Here is an 18250-nt window from a genome sequence, read left to right on the forward strand (position 1 = left end):
AGTCTATTAACCGCATAACCGCTTGTGAGGATACGCCGCATGCAAAAACAGCAGGAACTCTACTCTGGCAAGGCTAAAACGGTCTTTACCACTGATGACCCGAACCGATTGATCCTCGAGTTTCGTAACGACACTTCGGCCTTCGACGGGGAAAAGCTGGCCCAGCTGGAACGCAAGGGCATGGTCAACAACAAGTTCAATGCTTTCATCATGCAACAGTTGCAACAGGCGGGCATCGCTACTCATTTTGAAAGCCTGCTGTCCGATCAGGAATCGGTGGTCAAAAAACTGGCGATGTTGCCCATCGAATGTGTGGTTCGCAATCTCAGTGCCGGTAGTCTGTGCCGTCGTCTGGGGGTCGAGGAAGGCCAGTTGTTGAATCCGCCGGTATTCGAATTCTTTCTCAAGAACGATGCGTTGCATGATCCCCTGATCAACGATTACCACATTCTGGCGTTTAACTGGGCGACGGCCGGGGAAATCGAACACATGAAACAACTGACCTTTGCGGTTAATGATGTGCTGAAGCAGCTGTTTGAGCAGGCCGGGCTGTTGCTGGTGGATTACAAGCTGGAGTTCGGTCGCTTCGAGGGAGAGCTGTTACTGGGCGATGAATTCACGCCCGATGGCTGTCGCCTGTGGGATGCCGAAACTCGCGACAAGCTCGACAAGGATCGTTTTCGTCAGGGACTCGGCGGGGTTGTCGAAGCCTACGAAGAAGTGGCCCGCCGCCTGGGGATTGCTTTGGCCTGATCTACCGGCTTATTCCGGCCTGCATAAGTCATTGTTATAAGTAAGGAAACTTGCCTTCCTAAAAGATATATTAGGGTAAACCCTGATTATTACCATCAAGGTATCGCTCCGCGGGCCGACATGTAAGCAAGGTGCCAGATTGACTGGCGCTGCCGAGTAATATCAGTAAGTCCTTATATTAAGGTCCTGGGCCAGAGGGAACTGGCGCTGAGACGGAGGTGAAACATGTCGCGGTCGAACGAAACCCCTTTCTGGAGTCCGGTTCAGTCCCTGTTCGCAAATTTCAAGATCAGTCACAAGCTGTGGCTGGGTTTCGGCAGTATGGCCGTGCTACTGGTGATTGTCTCTGTTACGGCCCTGACTAGTCTTAACCGGGCCCAGAACAAACTCGGCGAGGTCGTGGAGGTCAGTCAGCCGATGGTCCTGGCCTCGATGCAGCTGGCGGACCGGCTCGATCGCACCAGCGCGGCATTGGGCTTTTATCTGTTGAGCAAGGAAGAAAACGATGAACAGGAGTATGAACGCAATCTGCGGGAACTGGACGTTGAACTGAACCAGTTAAAAGCCCTGACTGAACGGGTAGATGCCCCGCAAATCGAGCAACGCATTAACGATATTGCCCGAAACATTGCCGAATACGCCACCTACAAACCCCGGATGCTGGAGCTGGCAAGCAACTTTGACCAGAACCAGCCCGGTATCGGTCTTTCCTCCTCAAAGATGGCCCCGCTGGCGGCCGAGATCCAGCAATATCTGAGCCAGATGATCCGCTCCGAAAGCACAGAACCGGCCACACCACAACGTCGTGAGCTGCTCCTGGAAATGGTCGAACTGCGTCAGATCTGGATGAACGTGCTGAATGAGAACCGCGCCTTTATCTCCTTTCGTGGCCCTTCCAACATGTCCAATGTCAAACTCTATCGCGAAGGTTTTCTCGAGGCGCTGGATAAAATTGCCGACCGGGAGGCGCTACTGACTTTTGAACAGCTGGACGCGGTGGAGTCGATCCGAACTCTGGCGCAAAATTATATCGCTGTTCAGGATGAACTGTTCAGGATCCACAGTGGCGACCAGTGGCGAACCGACTCCCATTTGATCCGTACCGAGATCGGGCCGCTGGTTGAGGCGATTAAAACCGATATCGACTGGCTGGTTAATGAACAGCGCACCGAAGTGGAAGCCTCTTCCCGTTCATTGCTGACGGAAGTGTCGGCCACCCGGGGACTGGTCGGCACGCTGTTGATTATCGGCCTGATTGTCAGTGTGGGCGGCGGTCTGTTGCTGGCGGGACTGATTACCCGGCCCATGCGAGCTGCGGTTACCGCGATGGAAAATATTTCCGAAGGAGAGGGCGATCTGACCCGGCGCCTGGAGGTGCAGGGCAAGGATGAAATGGCTCAGCTGGCGACCGCCTTCAACAAGTTTGCCGACAAGATTCAGGAGACTATCAAGCAGGTTTCCGGCGCTACCACGCAAATAGCATCGGCTGCCGAGGAAATGTCCATCATCACCAACGAAACCAGCGAGGGGGTGAATCAGCAACGTAATGAAACCGAGCAGGTAGCCACTGCCATGAACGAGATGACCGCTACCGTGCAGGAGGTTGTCAATAATGCCGAGTCGGCAGCCGAGGCAGCCGGCAATGCGGATAACCAGGCGATAGAAGGTCGCTCGGTGGTCAATAACACGATTGACTCGATTGATCGCCTGGCCTCGGAAGTGGAAAAGGCTGCCAATGTTATCAATCACCTGGAAAAAGACAGCGAGCAGATCGGTACCGTCCTGGAAGTCATCCAGGGAATTGCCGAACAAACCAACCTGCTGGCATTGAACGCCGCCATTGAAGCGGCCCGCGCCGGGGAACAGGGGCGGGGATTTGCCGTGGTTGCTGACGAAGTGCGTAATCTGGCCAGCCGCACCCAGGAGTCGACCGAAGAGATTAAACAGATGATTGACAAGCTGCAGACCGGCGCCCGGGATGCGGTCAGAGTGATGGAGGAAGGTCGCAACCAGGCCGGATCCAGTGTGGAACAGGCGGGGCAGGCTGGCCAGTCATTGCAAAGTATTACCGAGGCGGTCAACCGGATTACCAGCATGAATCAGCAAATTGCTGAAGCGGCCCGCCAGCAGGGCCAGGTAGCCGAGGAGATCAACCAGAGTATTGTCAATATCACTCACGTGGCAGACAGCTCCTCCAACAGTACCGAGCAGCTGGCAACCGCCAGTCATGATCTGGCGCGACTTTCTTCGGAACTGCAGACCCTGGTCGGTCGCTTCAAGGTCTGACGCCTTGCCGCTGCAGCGGAAGGTGCCAGATAAGGCCGGCACGGTATTGACGTCGTCATTCGGCCTGTTGCGAGGTGGCTACTTTAGTTGCTGGTGCAAAATCGTGCCCCCGATCGGCACGATTCATTTTGCTCCCTGCCCCGATCCCCCGTAGAATCGCTGCGTAATATCCGCGCCGGTCAGTGACCGGTGAACGTCTATTCGATATAACGATTAAGTTATGAACGCCAAATATACTGCTGAGTCTATTGAAGTTTTGACCGGCCTGGAGCCGGTGCGCAAACGCCCGGGCATGTATACCCAGACCGAGCGTCCCAATCACCTGGCCCAGGAAGTCATCGACAACAGTGTTGACGAGGCTATTGCCGGTCACGCGAAACGGGTCGATGTGGTGCTGTTCAAGGACGGTTCCCTGCAGGTCAGTGATGACGGGCGGGGTATGCCGGTGGATATGCATCCTGAAGAAAAAGTCCCGGGCGTGGAAGTTATCCTGACGCGGTTACACGCCGGCGGCAAGTTCTCCAGCAAGAACTACCAGTTCTCCGGAGGATTGCATGGGGTCGGGATTTCGGTAGTCAATGCCCTGTCCAGACACCTGGAGGTCTGGATCAAACGCGATGGCAAGGAATACAACATCGCCTTTGCCAACGGTGATAAAAAATCGAGCCTGGAAGAGATTGGCAGTGTGGGAAAACGCAACAGTGGTACCACCCTGCGTTTCTGGCCCGATCCAAAGTTTTTCGATTCCCCGAAGTTTTCCGTGCCGCGCCTCAAACATGTATTACGCGCCAAGGCCGTGCTATGTCCCGGTCTGATTGTTACCTTCAAGGACGAAGCCGGCAAGGAAGAAATCGAATGGTGTTATGAAGATGGTCTGCGTGATTATCTCAAGGGCGAGCTGGGTGGTGTTGAACTGCTGCCCCCGGACATTTTTGTGGGCAGTTTCAGTGGCAACCTGGAAGCCGTCGACTGGGCGCTGGCCTGGGTGCCCGACGGTTCGATCAACGTCAGTGAAAGTTACGTCAACCTGATTCCGACGGCCCAGGGCGGCACGCATGTCAACGGCATGCGTACCGGCCTGACCGAAGCGGTGCGGGAGTTTTGCGAATTTCGCAATCTGATCCCGCGCGGCGTCAAACTGGCACCGGAAGACATCTGGGAAAAACTCAGTTACATCCTCTCGGTCAAGCTCGAGGATCCCCAGTTTTCCGGCCAGACCAAGGAGCGGCTTTCCTCGCGGGAGTCGGCGCCGTTTGTCTCTGGTGTCGTCAAGGATGCCTTTGGTTTATGGCTGAACCAGCACAGCGACCTGGGTGAGCAGATCGCCGAACTGGCCATTAATAATGCCCAGAGCCGCTTGCGTGCCGGACGCAAGGTGGTACGCAAAAAGGTAACCCAGGGACCGGCCTTACCGGGCAAACTCGCCGATTGTTCGGCCCAGGATTTGAGTCGCACCGAGTTGTTTCTGGTCGAAGGGGATTCAGCCGGCGGCTCGGCAAAACAGGGACGGGATCGCGAGTTCCAGGCGATCATGCCGTTGCGCGGCAAGATTCTGAATACCTGGGAAGTGGAACCGGCCGAGGTACTGGGCTCCCAGGAAGTACATGATATCTCTGTCGCCCTGGGGGTCGATCCCGGCTCCGAGGATCTTTCCAGCCTGCGTTACGGCAAGGTGATCGTGCTTGCCGATGCTGACTCTGACGGGGCACACATCGCGACCTTGCTGACGGCGCTGTTCCTGCGTCATTTCAAACCGCTGGTGGATGCAGGTCACGTCTATATCGCCATGCCGCCGCTCTACCGAATTGATGTTGGCAAGGAAACTTACTATGCACTGGATGATGCCGAGCGCCAGGGTACCCTGGATCGTATCGTGGCAGAAAAAATCAAAGGCAAGGTACAGGTCACCCGCTTTAAAGGCCTGGGCGAGATGAATCCCTTGCAGTTACGTGAGACGACTATGGACCCGGACACCCGGCGCCTGGCCAGGCTGGTGACAAAAAGCGGTGACGGTACCCAGCAAATGATGGATATGCTACTGGCCAAGAAACGGGCGGGCGATCGCCGCGCCTGGCTGGAGCAAAAAGGCGACCTGGCGGACATCGATGTGTAGTAGATATGTCACTGGGAAATAACGCAGAGGATGCAGAGTCGCGGAGACGCAGAGAAAATAATTTTGAGTTTTCAATGTTGAATCTTTAGTTAGATGCAGCTTACCAATTCATAATTTAACATTAAAAATTATAACTCCGCGGCTCTGCGCCTCCGCGTACTCCGCGTTAATTAAACGACTTTCAGTAAGTGACGAGTATCGATGAGCAATCAATTCGAAGAAAATATTGAACTGCTGCCGTTAAAGGAGTTTACCGAGCGGGCGTATCTTGATTATTCGATGTACGTCATCATGGATCGGGCGTTGCCGCATGTAGGGGACGGTCTCAAGCCGGTGCAGCGGCGTATTGTGTATGCCATGTCCGATCTCGGACTCAAAGCGGGCTCCAAGTTCAAAAAATCGGCTCGTACAGTGGGTGATGTCCTGGGTAAGTTCCATCCCCATGGCGACAGCGCCTGCTATGAAGCCATGGTACTCATGGCGCAGCCATTTTCCTATCGTTATCCCTTGTTGGAAGGCCAGGGCAACTGGGGTTCGCCGGATGATCCCAAGTCCTTTGCGGCCATGCGCTATACCGAAGCCCGTTTGTCCCGCTACGCGGATCTGTTGTTGTCCGAGCTGGGACAGGGAACAGCTGACTGGGTGCCCAATTTTGACGGTACGATGAATGAGCCGGAAGTCCTGCCCTCCAGAGTTCCCCATGTATTGATGAATGGAACGACCGGCATTGCTGTGGGAATGAGCACCGATATTCCGCCACATAATCTTACCGAGTTGCTTAATGCGTCGGTTCATCTGCTGGAAAACCCCAAATCCACCGTCAAGGAACTTTGCAAGCACTTGCCCGGACCGGACTATCCCACCGACGCGGAGATCATTACCCCGAAAGACGATCTGGTGAAAATGTACGAAACCGGTCACGGTTCAATTCGTATGCGGGCCCGTTACGAGCGGGAAAAAGATGACATTATCATCACCGCGCTGCCACACCAGACCTCACCGGCAAAAATACTGGAACAGATAGCAGCCCAGATGCAGGCCAAAAAACTGCCCATGATCGTTGATTTGCGCGACGAGTCGGATCATGAACACCCGACCCGACTGGTGATCGTGCCTCGCTCCAACCGGGTGGAGGCGGATGAAGTGATGACACATCTGTTTGCAACTACCGATCTGGAGCGGACTTACCGGGTGAACATGAATGTGATCGGCCTCAATGGTCGACCCGGGGTGCGTAATCTGAAAGATATGCTTAATGACTGGCTCAGCTACCGTACAGATACTGTACGTCGGCGTCTTGAGCATCGTCTGGATAAGGTCAGCAAGCGACTCCACATTCTTGACGGCCTGATGATTGCCTATCTAAATATTGATGAAGTGATAAAGATTATCCGTGAGAATGACAAGCCTAAACCGGTCCTGATGAAACGCTTCAGATTGACGGATGAACAGGCCGAAGCGATCCTCGAACTCAAGTTACGGCATCTGGCCAAGCTTGAAGAGATGACTATTCGCACCGAACAAAAAGAACTGAAAGAGGAGCAGGGCGAACTGGAGAAAGTTCTTGGCTCCAGGCAACGTCTCAAAACCCTGGTCAAGAAGGAACTCAAGGAAGTGGCGAAGGAATACGGCGATGAGCGACGCTCACCGATCGTCACCCGTGAAGCGGCCCAGGCACTGGATGTTACCGAACTTGTCAGTGCGGATCCGGTGACGATCGTCCTGTCGGAAAAAGGCTGGATTCGTACCGCCAAGGGACATGAGGTGGACCCAACTGAACTCAATTACAAGTCCGGTGATGCCTGTCTGAACAGTGCGCGCGGCAAATCCAATCAGCTGGCGGTGGTGATCGACTCTACCGGGCGCACCTATGCTTTGCCCGCTCATACCTTACCATCGGCAAGAGGTCAGGGTGAGCCACTGACCGGTCGTCTGACCCCACCCTCCGGTGCCATATTCTGCGGTGTGGTGACCGGCAGTCCCGAACAACTCGTATTGCTGGCGACCAGCCATGGTTACGGGTTGGTCACGAAGCTGGAAGACATGATTACCCGTAACAAGAAGGGTAAGGCCATGTTGAAAGTCCCCGAAGGGGCCAGGGTCCTGCCGCCGGTACCGGTCACCGACATGGAGACTTACTGGGTAGCGATGGTCTCCAATGAAGGCAAGCTACTCATTCATCATGTGTACGAATTGCCGGTGCTCCCCAGGGGCAAGGGTGTCAAGATCATGAATATCCCCCCGGCCAAGGCGAAAAGCGGGCAAGAATACGCCACGGCAGTGACCGTGCTCGAAGAGCAGGACAGTCTCAGGATCTATTCGGGCAAAAGGCATAAGGTGCTCAAGCCGAAAGAAATGGAACCCTACGAAGGCGAACGGGCCCAGCGAGGTATCAAACTACCGCAGGGATTCCGTAACGTGACACGCATGGAGCCGGTGGAAGAGTAACAAGCCAGCTGCTACCTAATATGACGAAAGCCCCGGAGGGGGCTATTCCAGGGAGAGGTGCGTCCCACGCACCGTACTCCTGGTCACGATGATGTCCGGCTATAATACTCACGCAAAGATGCAAATAGGCAGAGCGCGCTGAGTATGAGCCATGGCCGATCTCCTGGCGCCGTGGCGTCTTTGCGAGAGACAGGCTTTTTCCTGTTACGTCACACCACACCACACCAGAACAGGTATCACCGCCGAAATACCGAACCCTGTCGACTGGCAGTAAAAAGTCTCAGTTTTGCAGGGCCGGCGGGCTAATCACACTGCCTTCCTGCTGCAGACGCTGAAGTTTTTCGAGTACTCGCCGGGCACGTTCGATGTATGCTTCCAGTTGCTGATTGCCCGGGTCGATGCTATGCAGTGATTCCCAGATTTGCAGTGCCTGCTGTATCTTTCCCTGGCTGTACAGACGGCGTGCCGACTCCATGCGCTGATTGATGCCTTGCTGCAAACGTTTGCGGAGATTGTCGAGCAGCTCCAGTGTTTCATCGTCAAGTGTACCGTACTGTCCCGAACTTTGCAGGCGATCCCGGGCCCGTTGCAGATTATCCAGACTGTTGCCCTGTCTGAGCTCAGCCATGAGATCAATAATCAGGTCTTTATATTGGGTAAGGCGGGCTTCTCGCGCCTCCCCGATGCGCTCGCGAATGCTGGCCAGTCGCGGGTCTTGTTTTAATGCCGGCTCCAGGCGTTCCGCCAGGAGCACACACTGACGTGCCAGATTAATGTTGTCGGCGCTGTCCGCCGTCAGAGCGCATTCAACCAGTGATTGTGTTGTCCGCCGCTGATCGCTTTCGTAGTCGCGGATGCCGTCAACAGAACGGTAATTATCCGGAAGGGCCGCTTTGACCCGGCTGTAAATGGAGGCATTTTGTTTCAGCCAGTTGCCTTTGTTAATTAACAGCCGGGTTTCAAGGGCCGCCAGGTATGTCTGGCGTTTATTAATAAAATCCTCATATGCGTTTTGCAGTGCTTCACTATCAGGATATTTACGCAATGCTTCCTGATAGAGTTGAGAGGCGTTATACCACTCGTTCCTGGCAACTAGCTGCCGCGCACGCGCGATAGTTTCTTTCGCCAGTTTTGCCGCCAGTGACAGGATCCGTGCCTTTTGTTTCATCAACAGGGCGTAATTACGGTTATCCTCGCGGACATGTTCCAGGGTGTCCATAGCCTTGCCATATTGTTCCTCTTCAATCCACTGGTCGATTTTTTCCGGCAGATTGGAATCAAAGGAGTGCAGGTAGGCACAACCCGTGAAGGAGAGGGAGAGGCTGAAAATGACAAGGATGCGAAGAAAATTCATGCAACACTTTTGCCGGATAGAATCTCACGCAACTGGGCATCCATGGTGGTCCGGTAAGTTTGCGTGATATCGTTGACGATATATGTGGATACAGGTTCGGCAATACCTCGCAGGTGAATGGATTTGTGTTTCTGGGCCAGAAGACGCCAGTTGATATCACTGTCCTTGTAGAAAGGCTCGGTGATGATGATCTGTCCCTTTTCGGCAACTGTGTGAAGCCGGGATGCCAGGTTAACTGCCTCGCCAACGACAGTATATTGCATGCGCTCAGGAGATCCCATGTTGCCAGCAAGCATGACCCCGCTATTGACTCCGATGCGGAAGTGGATAGGATATTTTCCGTCACGTATTCTTCGCGCGTTAAGGGTTTCAACCAGGCGTTGAATCATTACAGCACAGGCTATAGCGTTAAATTTATGTTCTTCATCGTTATCCGGAATGCCAAATACAATCATGGCACAGTCACCCATGTATTTGTCTATTGTGCCACGATAGAGCTGGCAGACTATGGAGATATAAGAAAAATATTCATTGAGCAGGTCTGCGACTTCATCTGGAGGCAGTTTTTCCGACATGCTCGTAAAACCGACAATATCAGCAAACAGTACACTTCCCTCCATATGTTTTCCGCCCAGATGAACCGAGTCAAGATTGGACAAAATCTGTTTGGCAACATTAGGCGAGACATAGCGGGAGAATGCGTTTTCCACCTGGGATTTTTCCAGTAAACCTTTTGCCATGTCATTGAAGGCCGAAGTCAGATAACCGATTTCATCGTTCCGCCGTTCCTGAATACGATAGCCGTAGTTACCGCTGCCAATCGCCTTGCTGGCATCCATTAGCTGGTGTATAGGTCGAGACAGGCGATCCCCCATTATGAAGGCAATAATAATGCCCAGGATAATCATAAGAATGGTCGCGGCTGCAATGGCACTGATTGTGTGCTGGATCGACTCGTTCAACGCCTGTTCACTGAAACTGACCAGGGCATGACCGGCGATGACCCCCTGAAAGCGGATTGGCGTTATAAAAGCCAGCGCGCTGGTGTATGTGCCGGCATCTCTGGATGATTGCCAGGCTACACTATAGCTGTTATTCCCAATATGGGTTGACTTGCCGTAAAGATTGATGATGTCACCGGAGGGATTGGCGCCGGAAGACGCGAGGACCTCGCCATTGTCGGAATAAATGCTCGCCCCGAGCACATTTTCATTTGTCCCCAGATTGCTGATTACGACCATCAGGCTCAGTGTATCGTCCGACAGGACCAGCTCCTTCGAGGACTCGGCAACCTGGTTGACCATAGTTTGACCAAATTCATCCATCTGGCCACGCAGTAATTCAGTCTGATTGGTTACGATAACCAGGCCGAGCATGATCATCCCGCCGCTGATCAGCAGCGTAATAATCAGAGAGAGTTTATAGGCAATGGGAAAATATTCCGGCAGCCGATCGTGGACAAACCGGCGCAGTCGGAAGCCGGACCGCACCCGCCAGCGTTTGATGCGATGAATGATGCTGCGTTGTGTCGAGGGTGAATCCATAGTTTCCTGTTATCCGGGTAGTCATTACGCTGCCTGCGCCCCGGCGACAGGTACGCTGGCCAGACAGTCGGAGGCATCTCCGATTTGATGATTCTGGTCCTTCCCAGAGAGGTATAATCCCTTATATATTAAAGCATAATCGGCCGGGTTGCGCCTATTGCTGAGAAACCTGGTGAGCCGCCGATAATTTTGTGATCTGTGTCATAAAATATCGGGATGGAGTATAAAAGGCGTTGAAAACGCCAGGACAGAGAGATGCGCAAGGTTGAGGTCATGACAGACTGGCTAAAGTCCGCTGTAATGTTGGTCGCGGTCGCCATGGCACTGTTGCTGGGCGGCCTTCCATGGCTATGGTTATTATATGCGCAGGGATGGGGGCCGGGCCCTCTTTCGCTGCCTGGATTATTGATCGCGCTGGTCTCTGCCGCCGGCCTGATCTGTCTTTTTGCTGCCCGGCTTTACTGCCGGCAAATTCTCAAAGCCCGTCATCTGCAACAACCGCTCAGTGGTCTGGAACAGTGGTTGCATACTACCTCATTCCGCCTGGCCCTGAGACGCGGGATAGTGCCACCGCGAATCGCCATTTATCCTTCTCGTGAGTTCAATGCCTTTGCACTGGGATTACACAGAGACAAGGCGACCATCGTTCTGAGCGATGGACTGGCGCATGGTTTAACTCCGCGGGAACTGGAGTCGGTTCTGGCGCATGAAATCAGTCATATAGCCAATGGTGATGTACAGGTGCTGGCCCTGTTGCAAGGCGTGCTCACGGTCTTTATTGAAATGCCTGCCAGGACACTTGATACACTGGCGAGCCAGGTCTGGCCCGGTTATGCTGTCGGCGGTGTAATTTACAGGTCGATCATGGTGGTTCTGCAACTGGTGGGAGGCTGGCTGGCCAGCTTGCTGATCATGCGTTTCAGTCGGCATTGCGAATACCGGGCCGATCGCCAGGCTGCGGAACTGGTCGGTTACACACAAATGCGTGCGGCCCTGCTTTGTCTGGATTCCATGGTGTCACCCGGTCAGAGGCAGCAACTGGCGGCGTTTGGTTTGTCCGGACGACTTAAATTCCGTTTCATGCAGTTGTTTAACAGCCATCCTATGTTGTTTGAAAGACTGGGGGCCTTGCGTCGACAGAATGACCAGTGTCAGGATAAACTCACAGTTCAAACACAGACATAAACCAATAATAAACCAGGAAAACCGAGGAGTTTGTATGTCTTTGATTCGCCCGTTTGCCGGCCTGCGGCCGGTACCGGAACACGCCGACGCTGTTATTGCCCCGCCCTATGATGTATTAAACACCGAAGAAGCCAGACAGAAAGCCGAGGGTCGCCCCTACAGTTTTTTACACATTTCCAGGCCTGAGATCGATCTGCCTGAAGGCACGGATCCATATTCTGAACAGGTATATAGTCAGGGCGCTGATAATCTGCAGGAGCTGATTGACAAAGGCATTCTTATACGAGAGCCGCAGGACTGTTATTATCTGTATCAGTTACAGATGAATGAGCATGTCCAGACCGGCCTGGTGGCGGTCGCCTCCATTGCCGAATACGATCGCAACCGGATTCGTAAACATGAACACACCCGACCCGACAAGGAAGCTGATAGGGTCAGGCAAATTGACGCCCTGAATGCCCAGACCGGACCGGTATTCCTGACCTATCGGCATAATGCCACCATCGATTCACTTGGCGACCGGATCAGCGGGGCCTCACCGCTTTATGATCTGACCGCCGATGATGGTGTGCAACACAGACTCTGGCGCATTACCGGGCCGAAGGATATTGACCTTATTACCAAAACCTTTGAGGCAATGAACTGTCTGTACATTGCCGACGGCCATCATCGTTCCGCAGCGGCCTCGCGAGTAGCAGAAATGCGCAATAGCGAAGCCAACGGGGATAATGAGGCCAGCCATGACTATTTCCTGTCAGTCATATTTCCGGATAATCAGATGAACATTCTGGACTACAACCGCGTAGTGCGTGATCTTAACGGTCTGGAACAGGCGACGTTCTTGAAGCAACTGGAAGAACGGTTTGACGTGCAGACCAGTGATCGGCAGGTTAAACCTGAGCGTTCCGGCGATTTTGGTATGTACCTGTCCGGACAGTGGCATCGTCTGACGATCAAGCCGGCACAGATTCCGGAACAGGACCCCGTGGGGCGGCTCGATGTCAGTCTGTTACAGAATAACCTGATCGATCCGGTACTCGGTATTGTGGATCCCCGTCGCGACAAGCGCATCGACTTTGTCGGTGGCATACGAGGGCTGGGCGAACTGGAGAAACGGGTCGACAGTGGTGAAATGCAGGTGGCCTTTGCCCTCTACCCGACCGCCCTGTCCGAACTGATGGCGGTAGCTGACGCCGAAGAGGTGATGCCCCCCAAATCCACCTGGTTCGAACCCAAGCTGGCTGACGGGCTGGTTTCTCACATGCTGGATTGATTCAGTGAGAAGTCGGGTGAAAAGTGCAGATCAGAAGCCTTCTTCGAAGTCATAGTTCAGACTGGTATCGGGCTCCTGCAGGAAATAGCCCTGGAAGAAGTCGATACTGCACTGCCAGAGCACGGCCAGACTGTTGGCGTCTTCTACACTGGCAGCGATGGAACGCATATTGCGCTGGCTGGCCTCGTTGGTGATTTCCTTGACCTTGTCCTGATTCTCGACATTCTGGGCCAGATTCTGAATCAGGTTGGCGTGGATCTTGATATAATCGACGGGTAGTTGCTTCATGGACTGGAAAGTATTCTGCTCGATGCCGAAATTCTCCAGCGCAGTGCGGCAATTGAGTTGTTTGAAGGCGTCGACGAATCCTTTTGCGGCATTGATATTGTTCAATGCCGTGTCTTCGCTCAATTCGAATACCAGCAGCGTGACATCCAGTCTTAATGATTTGATGCGCTCTGAAACCCAGGGAAGGAATTCCGGATCAATTAGCGAGCCCTGGGATATTTTGATAAAAAATCGGGTTTGCTTCTGTTGCTGGGTACGCTCGGTCAGTACTTTAAAAGTATTTGCAATGACCCAGCGGTCGATATATTTCATCAGATCCGCCTGGTTGGCTGCGGGGATGAATTCCGACGGCGACAGGTCCTCCCCTTGCTCGTCGAGCATACGGACAAGAACTTCGTAATGTTCGCCGCTTTCACCATGCAGACTGACTATCGGCTGAAAGAGCAACTTGAATTGGTTATGTTTGAGTGCTTCCTTGATACGGTGTGACCAGTGGGCAATCTGTTCCTGTTCTTCGAGATCTTCCACCGCCGGGTTATAGATATAGTATTGGTTGCCACCGGCTTTTTCGGCGGCGTGGAAACCCTTGATGGCGCGGTTGATCGCTTCCTGGGTGTTTTTGACAGTCTCATTGATATGCGCCAGGCCGAGGCTGGCCCTGGCACTGACCAGCTTGCCATTAATATCCGAGGAGTGATCCTGAATCAGTTTCACCAGCCCGCCAGCAATTTTTTCCGCCTGCTTGAGATCAATGCCGGTCAGCAAAAAGGTGAAGTGGTGACCTTCAAATCGGGCCAGGGTGCCCATGTTGCCCACTTTTTTCTTTAGCATTCCGGCGACATCTGTCAGCAGCAGGTCTGCACCGGATATTCCGTGTTCTTCCTTGTGTTTCTCGAACTCGTCAATCACGATATACAGTAATGCTCCCTGGGCTTTGTCTTCAACAGTTTTGGCGACAACCTTGTCGACCTGTTCCAGAAAATAGTTGCGATTGTAGAGGCCGGTCAGCAGATCCTGTTTGCTCAGGACATTGAGCTGTTTTTCCAGTTCCCTGGTAGTGGACTGATCGCGAATGATGATTTGCGAGCAGGCCTCGCCTTCCATACTGGCAGTGGTGAATTCCATGATGATCTTGAATTTGTTGCCATCGAGTGTCTGGCCATGCACTTCCAGGGTATCGTCGGTGCTCTGGCCCTTGGAATACTTGCGTAGAAATTCTTTCATTTTGGCATGGTCTTCGTTGCTGACCATATCCAGAATAGGCACGCCCTCGATATCTTCCAGCGTGTCATAGCCGAACATCTTGAGATAGGCGTTATTGGCATAAATATGCATGCCGTCGTGAACGTAGGAGATGGCATCCCTCGAATTATCGATCAGATCCCGGGCGCGCTTTTCTGACTCATGCAGCATTTTTTCACTGCGCCGCAGGCCGCGCCGGTTTTTGAGATCGGCGACTTCGCGTTTGATGAGCAGTTTGAGCCGTTCGTTCTGGCCCAGTTCCAGGCTGTCCCGGGCGCCTGTTTGCATGGCTTCCAGCGCGCTGTCGAGCTCTCCTGTCGAGGTGACAACAATGACCGGAATATCCCGCCCGGATTTGATGATGTATTCGACCGTCTGTTTCGCGGTAATCAATGGCGTGGCCTGTTTGGCCAGAATGATATCCACCGGATTTTCCTCAAGGGCTTTTTCGAGATCTTCCTCGTCCTCGACACGAATATCCCGGATGATGTGTCCGGCATTGCGCAGGGTATTGATCAACCCTTCGGCTTCCTCGCTATTGTCGAAAATGGTCAGGAGTCTCAGAAGGTCCGCGTCACTCACCGTAAATCCCTTAGCTGTTTGATTTTTCTTGTATTAACGGATTTTTCGTAGCGGCTATCATGTCACTGTTCAGGCGTGCGGGGCAAGCCGCTTGCAGCCTGAATAGGCTATCGGCCGCGCTAATCAAAAGCTTGAGAAGGGATTAGATGCTGGACCAGACCTGCGAGAGAGTATCTTCTTCCGTTTTGCTGTTTTCCTGGTGTTCGATATTCTGGGACTGGAACTGGAACTGGGCAAATAATCCGGTGTTTTGCAGGGAGTGGGTCAGAACCACCGGCATTTCTCTGCCCTGGATGTTGATCACCGCATGTTGCCCCGCACGCCAGGGTACCGGACCGGTGATCAGGGTGGCAGGCTGATGCATGGCGCGGATCTCGGGCAGCATCAGGGTTCGCTGGTAATTATCCGGATCGTTGCTGGCGGCGGCCGGGCGAATACCGACGGCGACGGCGGCCGGGTTGAGCATTTCGATGCCCATTTGCACGGTCTTGCCGGCCAAGCCTTGCGGCTGTTCGGCGGCGAACTTCAGCCAGCGGATCACCCCGATGCCCCATTTGAGGGTCTTGCCGTTCTGGTCTCGACGGATACCCACCAGCTCCCCGACCTGCGCCCGGGTGGTATCGTCATCATGGTATTCCAGACAATAGCCGCTGGCACTTTCATTGAGAATCAGCCAGCTGCCGGCCTGATAGTGTCCGGCATCCCGATCCAGCCCTGATTCATCAGCCTCGGCAGGTGCCTCATGCCGGGCCAGTTCCTCGTTGACCAGGGGCATGATGCTGCTGGTATCGAAGCTGGAAGAGTCGGTCTGATAAATCATGTCCCACACATCGTGCTGCGGCTCATTGAGGCTTTTGATCTCCTGGCTTTCATAATGGGCACGGTGTTCGAACAGGTCCTGCTTGCCTTGCTGATGCCGGGCCAGGTGATTGAGAAAGCGGTGGGTGGCGCTCAGGCCGATGGTGACCTCTACCGCCTCTTGCTTTGGGCTGCGCGGGAAGCTGCGTTTGGCTTCGGTCCCCCAGGCCACCAGGAGACGACGCATCAGATCATGGGAGAGATCGGGGCGCCCCAGGTCGACACTGGTGAGGGTAGTGGAAACGACTTCTTCATTATTGCGAATTTCATCGCGCAGCAGTTGGGTCAGCTGCTCGGTATCCAGAATACGGTAATGGGCCCGGCGTTCCTCACGGATAACCGCATAGGCCGAGGGGCGGGGCGCGGCATCCCGATCGAGCCGGACCAGGAAGTGGTTCTGTCTGTCGCCCGTGCTGGCCAGATTCAGGGGACGCAGTTCCAGCTGCGGAGTCCAGCGTTCCAGCGCGGTATAGATTTTGAGGATTTCTCCCTGGCGTAGCTGGTAAGGGGAAGCCAACGCCAGCAACAGCAGGCGCAGATACTCGTTCAGGGAACTGGTTTTATCGCCGTTCTGGTGTTGATAGTCGTTCACCACGGTTTTGTGCAGTTTTCGCGTTTCAGCCCAGGCGTACAGTCTGTGCAGTTCTTGCCAGAGACGCGGCCCGCAAGGGCTGTAAATCTGGTAGGCGGTGACCAGGTTGCGACCGGTATAGAACAGGGCCCGTTGTAACAGTGTCGCCAGCAGCTTCTTGTCCTGGAAGAGGGGGTGGGTGTGGCTCATTTCCTCAATGGCGATTTTGTATCCGGTGGCCATAGCCGAATAAATTTCCCCGGTGGCAGCGGCAATCCTGCGGTTTTTATCTGGCAGGGGGAAGGTCATCCCGAGAAAGTGTTTGCGCATTGAATCGGTCACATAGTGAGTCGGTTCACGCATTTGCTCGAGGAAATGATAGCGTTCCACAAACGAGTAACTTAACTGATTGGTCTGGTTCAACAGCTGATAGATCTGGCGGGCAGTTTCGCCCAGATTGGCTTTGGGCAGGCTCTGTAGCCAGGCCTCCACCTTTTTGGGACGCAGATTTAAATCGTGCCGGCCCGGCTTTCGCTGTTCGGGTATCTCCAGTCCTGGTGCTCGGCTCACGGCCCCCCCTTTTTTTTTGGTCCCTTCCCTGGGACTTTCAATACCACAAATCGTCTACTATGTCACAAATCGCAAGATTATCAGGAGTAAATTTTGCGCTTTGACTGATCGTCTCAGGGGCAGGAAATGACCGGCGGTGGACAGTATCAGACCAGTGGTGTCTTGGCGGGGGCGCCGGCCTGTTCACGCACCAGGCGCGGGACCAGGTAACCCGGTAATCGGTTGCGCAACGCCGTCTCCAGCGTCCGGGCCCGGTTGTCGTCGACGGCAAAGTGGGCCGCGCCCTGTACCGGATCCAGCTGATGCAGGTAATAGGGCAGCACGCCGGCGGCAAACAGTGCTTCGCTCAGGTGGGCCAGAGCGGACTCGCTGTCGTTGACGCCGCGCAGCAGGACGGCCTGATTAAGCAACGTGATCCCGGCCTGACGCCATGGGACGAGCGCCTGTCGGACGTTGGCGTCGATCTCATTGGCGTGATTGGCGTGAATGACCAGGATGACCTGTTGGGGCAGCGCGCTCAACAGACCCAGCAGGTCGCCGGTGAGTCGCTCGGGCAGAATCACGGGATAGCGGGTGTGCAGGCGTACTCGCTTGAGGTGCGGCACGTTTTGCACGGCCTCCAGCAGTCCCGCGAGACGGTGGTCGGCCAGGCTCAGCGGATCCCCGCCGCTGAGGATCAGTTCCTCGATGCTCTCATCCGCCAGCAGGTAATCGCGGACCTGTTGCCAGCGCTCGGGCATGGGGTTGGCCCGGGTATAGGGAAAATGGCGCCGGAAGCAGTAGCGACAATGAATCCCGCAGGCTCCGGTGGCGACTACCAGTGCCCGACCGTGGTACTTGTGCAGAACGCCCGGACGCGCCATGGCTGACAGATCACCGACCGGATCGGCCACATACCCCGGCGCGGGGAGTCCTTCCGCCTCCAGCGGCAACACCTGACGCAGCAACGGATCCTGCGGATCGCCGACCCGCATGCGGGCCACGTAGCCGCGGGGCACCAGCAAGGGAAAGTCCTGCCCGGCCGCGTCGGCACCCACCAGCAGGCTGTCGGGCAGTTGCAGGGTCGCCAGCAGCTCACGGGGATCCCGAATGGCCCTGGCCAGAGATTTTTGCCAGTCGGCGGTATGCCACAGGGGGGGAGTTCGCGTTATCATAGGGGATTCGAGTTTTAATGGCTTGATTG

The 18250-nt window shown here is 54.5% G+C and carries 11 protein-coding genes; 6 read left to right on the forward strand and 5 right to left on the reverse strand.

Annotated features, from left to right (window positions below):
• Positions 1-39 precede the first annotated feature (39 nt).
• From purC to parC, 4 genes are all read left to right on the forward strand, one after another.
• A complete protein-coding gene (gene purC, locus R6U90_RS01975) occupies positions 40-753 on the forward strand; it encodes a phosphoribosylaminoimidazolesuccinocarboxamide synthase (RefSeq protein WP_410350982.1) in 714 nt (237 codons plus the stop codon).
• Between the two features lie 225 nt (positions 754-978).
• Complete coding sequence (locus R6U90_RS01980; RefSeq protein WP_410350983.1) at positions 979-3039, forward strand: methyl-accepting chemotaxis protein; 2061 nt, start codon at positions 979-981, stop codon at positions 3037-3039.
• A 220-nt stretch (positions 3040-3259) separates the two neighbouring features.
• Complete coding sequence (gene parE / locus R6U90_RS01985; protein WP_410350984.1) at positions 3260-5152, forward strand: DNA topoisomerase IV subunit B; 1893 nt, start codon at positions 3260-3262, stop codon at positions 5150-5152.
• Between the two features lie 201 nt (positions 5153-5353).
• Positions 5354-7600: a DNA topoisomerase IV subunit A gene (parC, locus tag R6U90_RS01990; protein WP_410350985.1), complete on the forward strand. Its 2247-nt coding sequence runs from the start codon at positions 5354-5356 to the stop codon at positions 7598-7600.
• A 280-nt stretch (positions 7601-7880) separates the two neighbouring features.
• On the opposite strand, the gene R6U90_RS01995 is transcribed toward parC, so the two are convergent.
• Both R6U90_RS01995 and R6U90_RS02000 read right to left on the reverse strand, forming a co-directional pair.
• A complete protein-coding gene (locus R6U90_RS01995) occupies positions 7881-8954 on the reverse strand; it encodes a hypothetical protein (protein WP_410350986.1) in 1074 nt (357 codons plus the stop codon).
• Positions 8951-10498 carry an adenylate/guanylate cyclase domain-containing protein gene (locus R6U90_RS02000; protein ID WP_410350987.1) on the reverse strand — a complete coding sequence of 516 codons (1548 nt, stop codon included), beginning with the start codon at positions 10496-10498 and terminating at the stop codon, positions 8951-8953. Before R6U90_RS02000 ends, R6U90_RS01995 begins: the two co-directional genes overlap by 4 nt.
• 255 nt (positions 10499-10753) lie before the next feature.
• On the opposite strand from R6U90_RS02000, the gene R6U90_RS02005 reads away from it, so the two are divergent.
• Together R6U90_RS02005 and R6U90_RS02010 are read left to right on the forward strand one after the other, a co-directional pair.
• Complete coding sequence (locus R6U90_RS02005; RefSeq protein ID WP_410350988.1) at positions 10754-11683, forward strand: M48 family metalloprotease; 930 nt, start codon at positions 10754-10756, stop codon at positions 11681-11683.
• Positions 11684-11717: 34 nt separating this feature from the next.
• Positions 11718-12956 (forward strand): DUF1015 domain-containing protein, encoded by a 1239-nt coding sequence (locus R6U90_RS02010; RefSeq protein WP_410350989.1) that lies wholly within the window; start codon positions 11718-11720, stop codon positions 12954-12956.
• A 30-nt stretch (positions 12957-12986) separates the two neighbouring features.
• On the opposite strand, the gene R6U90_RS02015 is transcribed toward R6U90_RS02010, so the two are convergent.
• The 3 genes from R6U90_RS02015 to epmB all read right to left on the reverse strand — a co-directional run bounded on the left by R6U90_RS02015 (position 12987) and on the right by epmB (position 18221).
• A complete protein-coding gene (locus tag R6U90_RS02015; RefSeq protein ID WP_410350990.1) occupies positions 12987-15068 on the reverse strand; it encodes an EAL domain-containing protein in 2082 nt (693 codons plus the stop codon).
• 142 nt (positions 15069-15210) lie between these two features.
• A complete protein-coding gene (locus R6U90_RS02020) occupies positions 15211-17067 on the reverse strand; it encodes a hypothetical protein (protein WP_410350991.1) in 1857 nt (618 codons plus the stop codon).
• 146 nt (positions 17068-17213) lie between these two features.
• Positions 17214-18221: an EF-P beta-lysylation protein EpmB gene (gene epmB, locus R6U90_RS02025; protein WP_410350992.1), complete on the reverse strand. Its 1008-nt coding sequence runs from the start codon at positions 18219-18221 to the stop codon at positions 17214-17216.
• Between the last annotated feature and the right edge of the window lie 29 nt (positions 18222-18250).

The sequence above is a fragment of the Thiohalophilus sp. genome (assembly GCF_046483665.1).
GTDB lineage: Bacteria > Pseudomonadota > Gammaproteobacteria > UBA6429 > Thiohalophilaceae > Thiohalophilus.

Coding starts and splice junctions, on each gene's coding strand:
- purC (WP_410350982.1), top strand. CDS start 40: ATGCAAAAACAGCAGGAACTCTACTCTGGCAAGGCTAAAACGGTCTTT.
- R6U90_RS01980 (WP_410350983.1), top strand. CDS start 979: ATGTCGCGGTCGAACGAAACCCCTTTCTGGAGTCCGGTTCAGTCCCTG.
- parE (WP_410350984.1), top strand. CDS start 3,260: ATGAACGCCAAATATACTGCTGAGTCTATTGAAGTTTTGACCGGCCTG.
- parC (WP_410350985.1), top strand. CDS start 5,354: ATGAGCAATCAATTCGAAGAAAATATTGAACTGCTGCCGTTAAAGGAG.
- R6U90_RS01995 (WP_410350986.1), bottom strand. CDS start 8,954: ATGAATTTTCTTCGCATCCTTGTCATTTTCAGCCTCTCCCTCTCCTTC.
- R6U90_RS02000 (WP_410350987.1), bottom strand. CDS start 10,498: ATGGATTCACCCTCGACACAACGCAGCATCATTCATCGCATCAAACGC.
- R6U90_RS02005 (WP_410350988.1), top strand. CDS start 10,754: ATGCGCAAGGTTGAGGTCATGACAGACTGGCTAAAGTCCGCTGTAATG.
- R6U90_RS02010 (WP_410350989.1), top strand. CDS start 11,718: ATGTCTTTGATTCGCCCGTTTGCCGGCCTGCGGCCGGTACCGGAACAC.
- epmB (WP_410350992.1), bottom strand. CDS start 18,221: ATGATAACGCGAACTCCCCCCCTGTGGCATACCGCCGACTGGCAAAAA.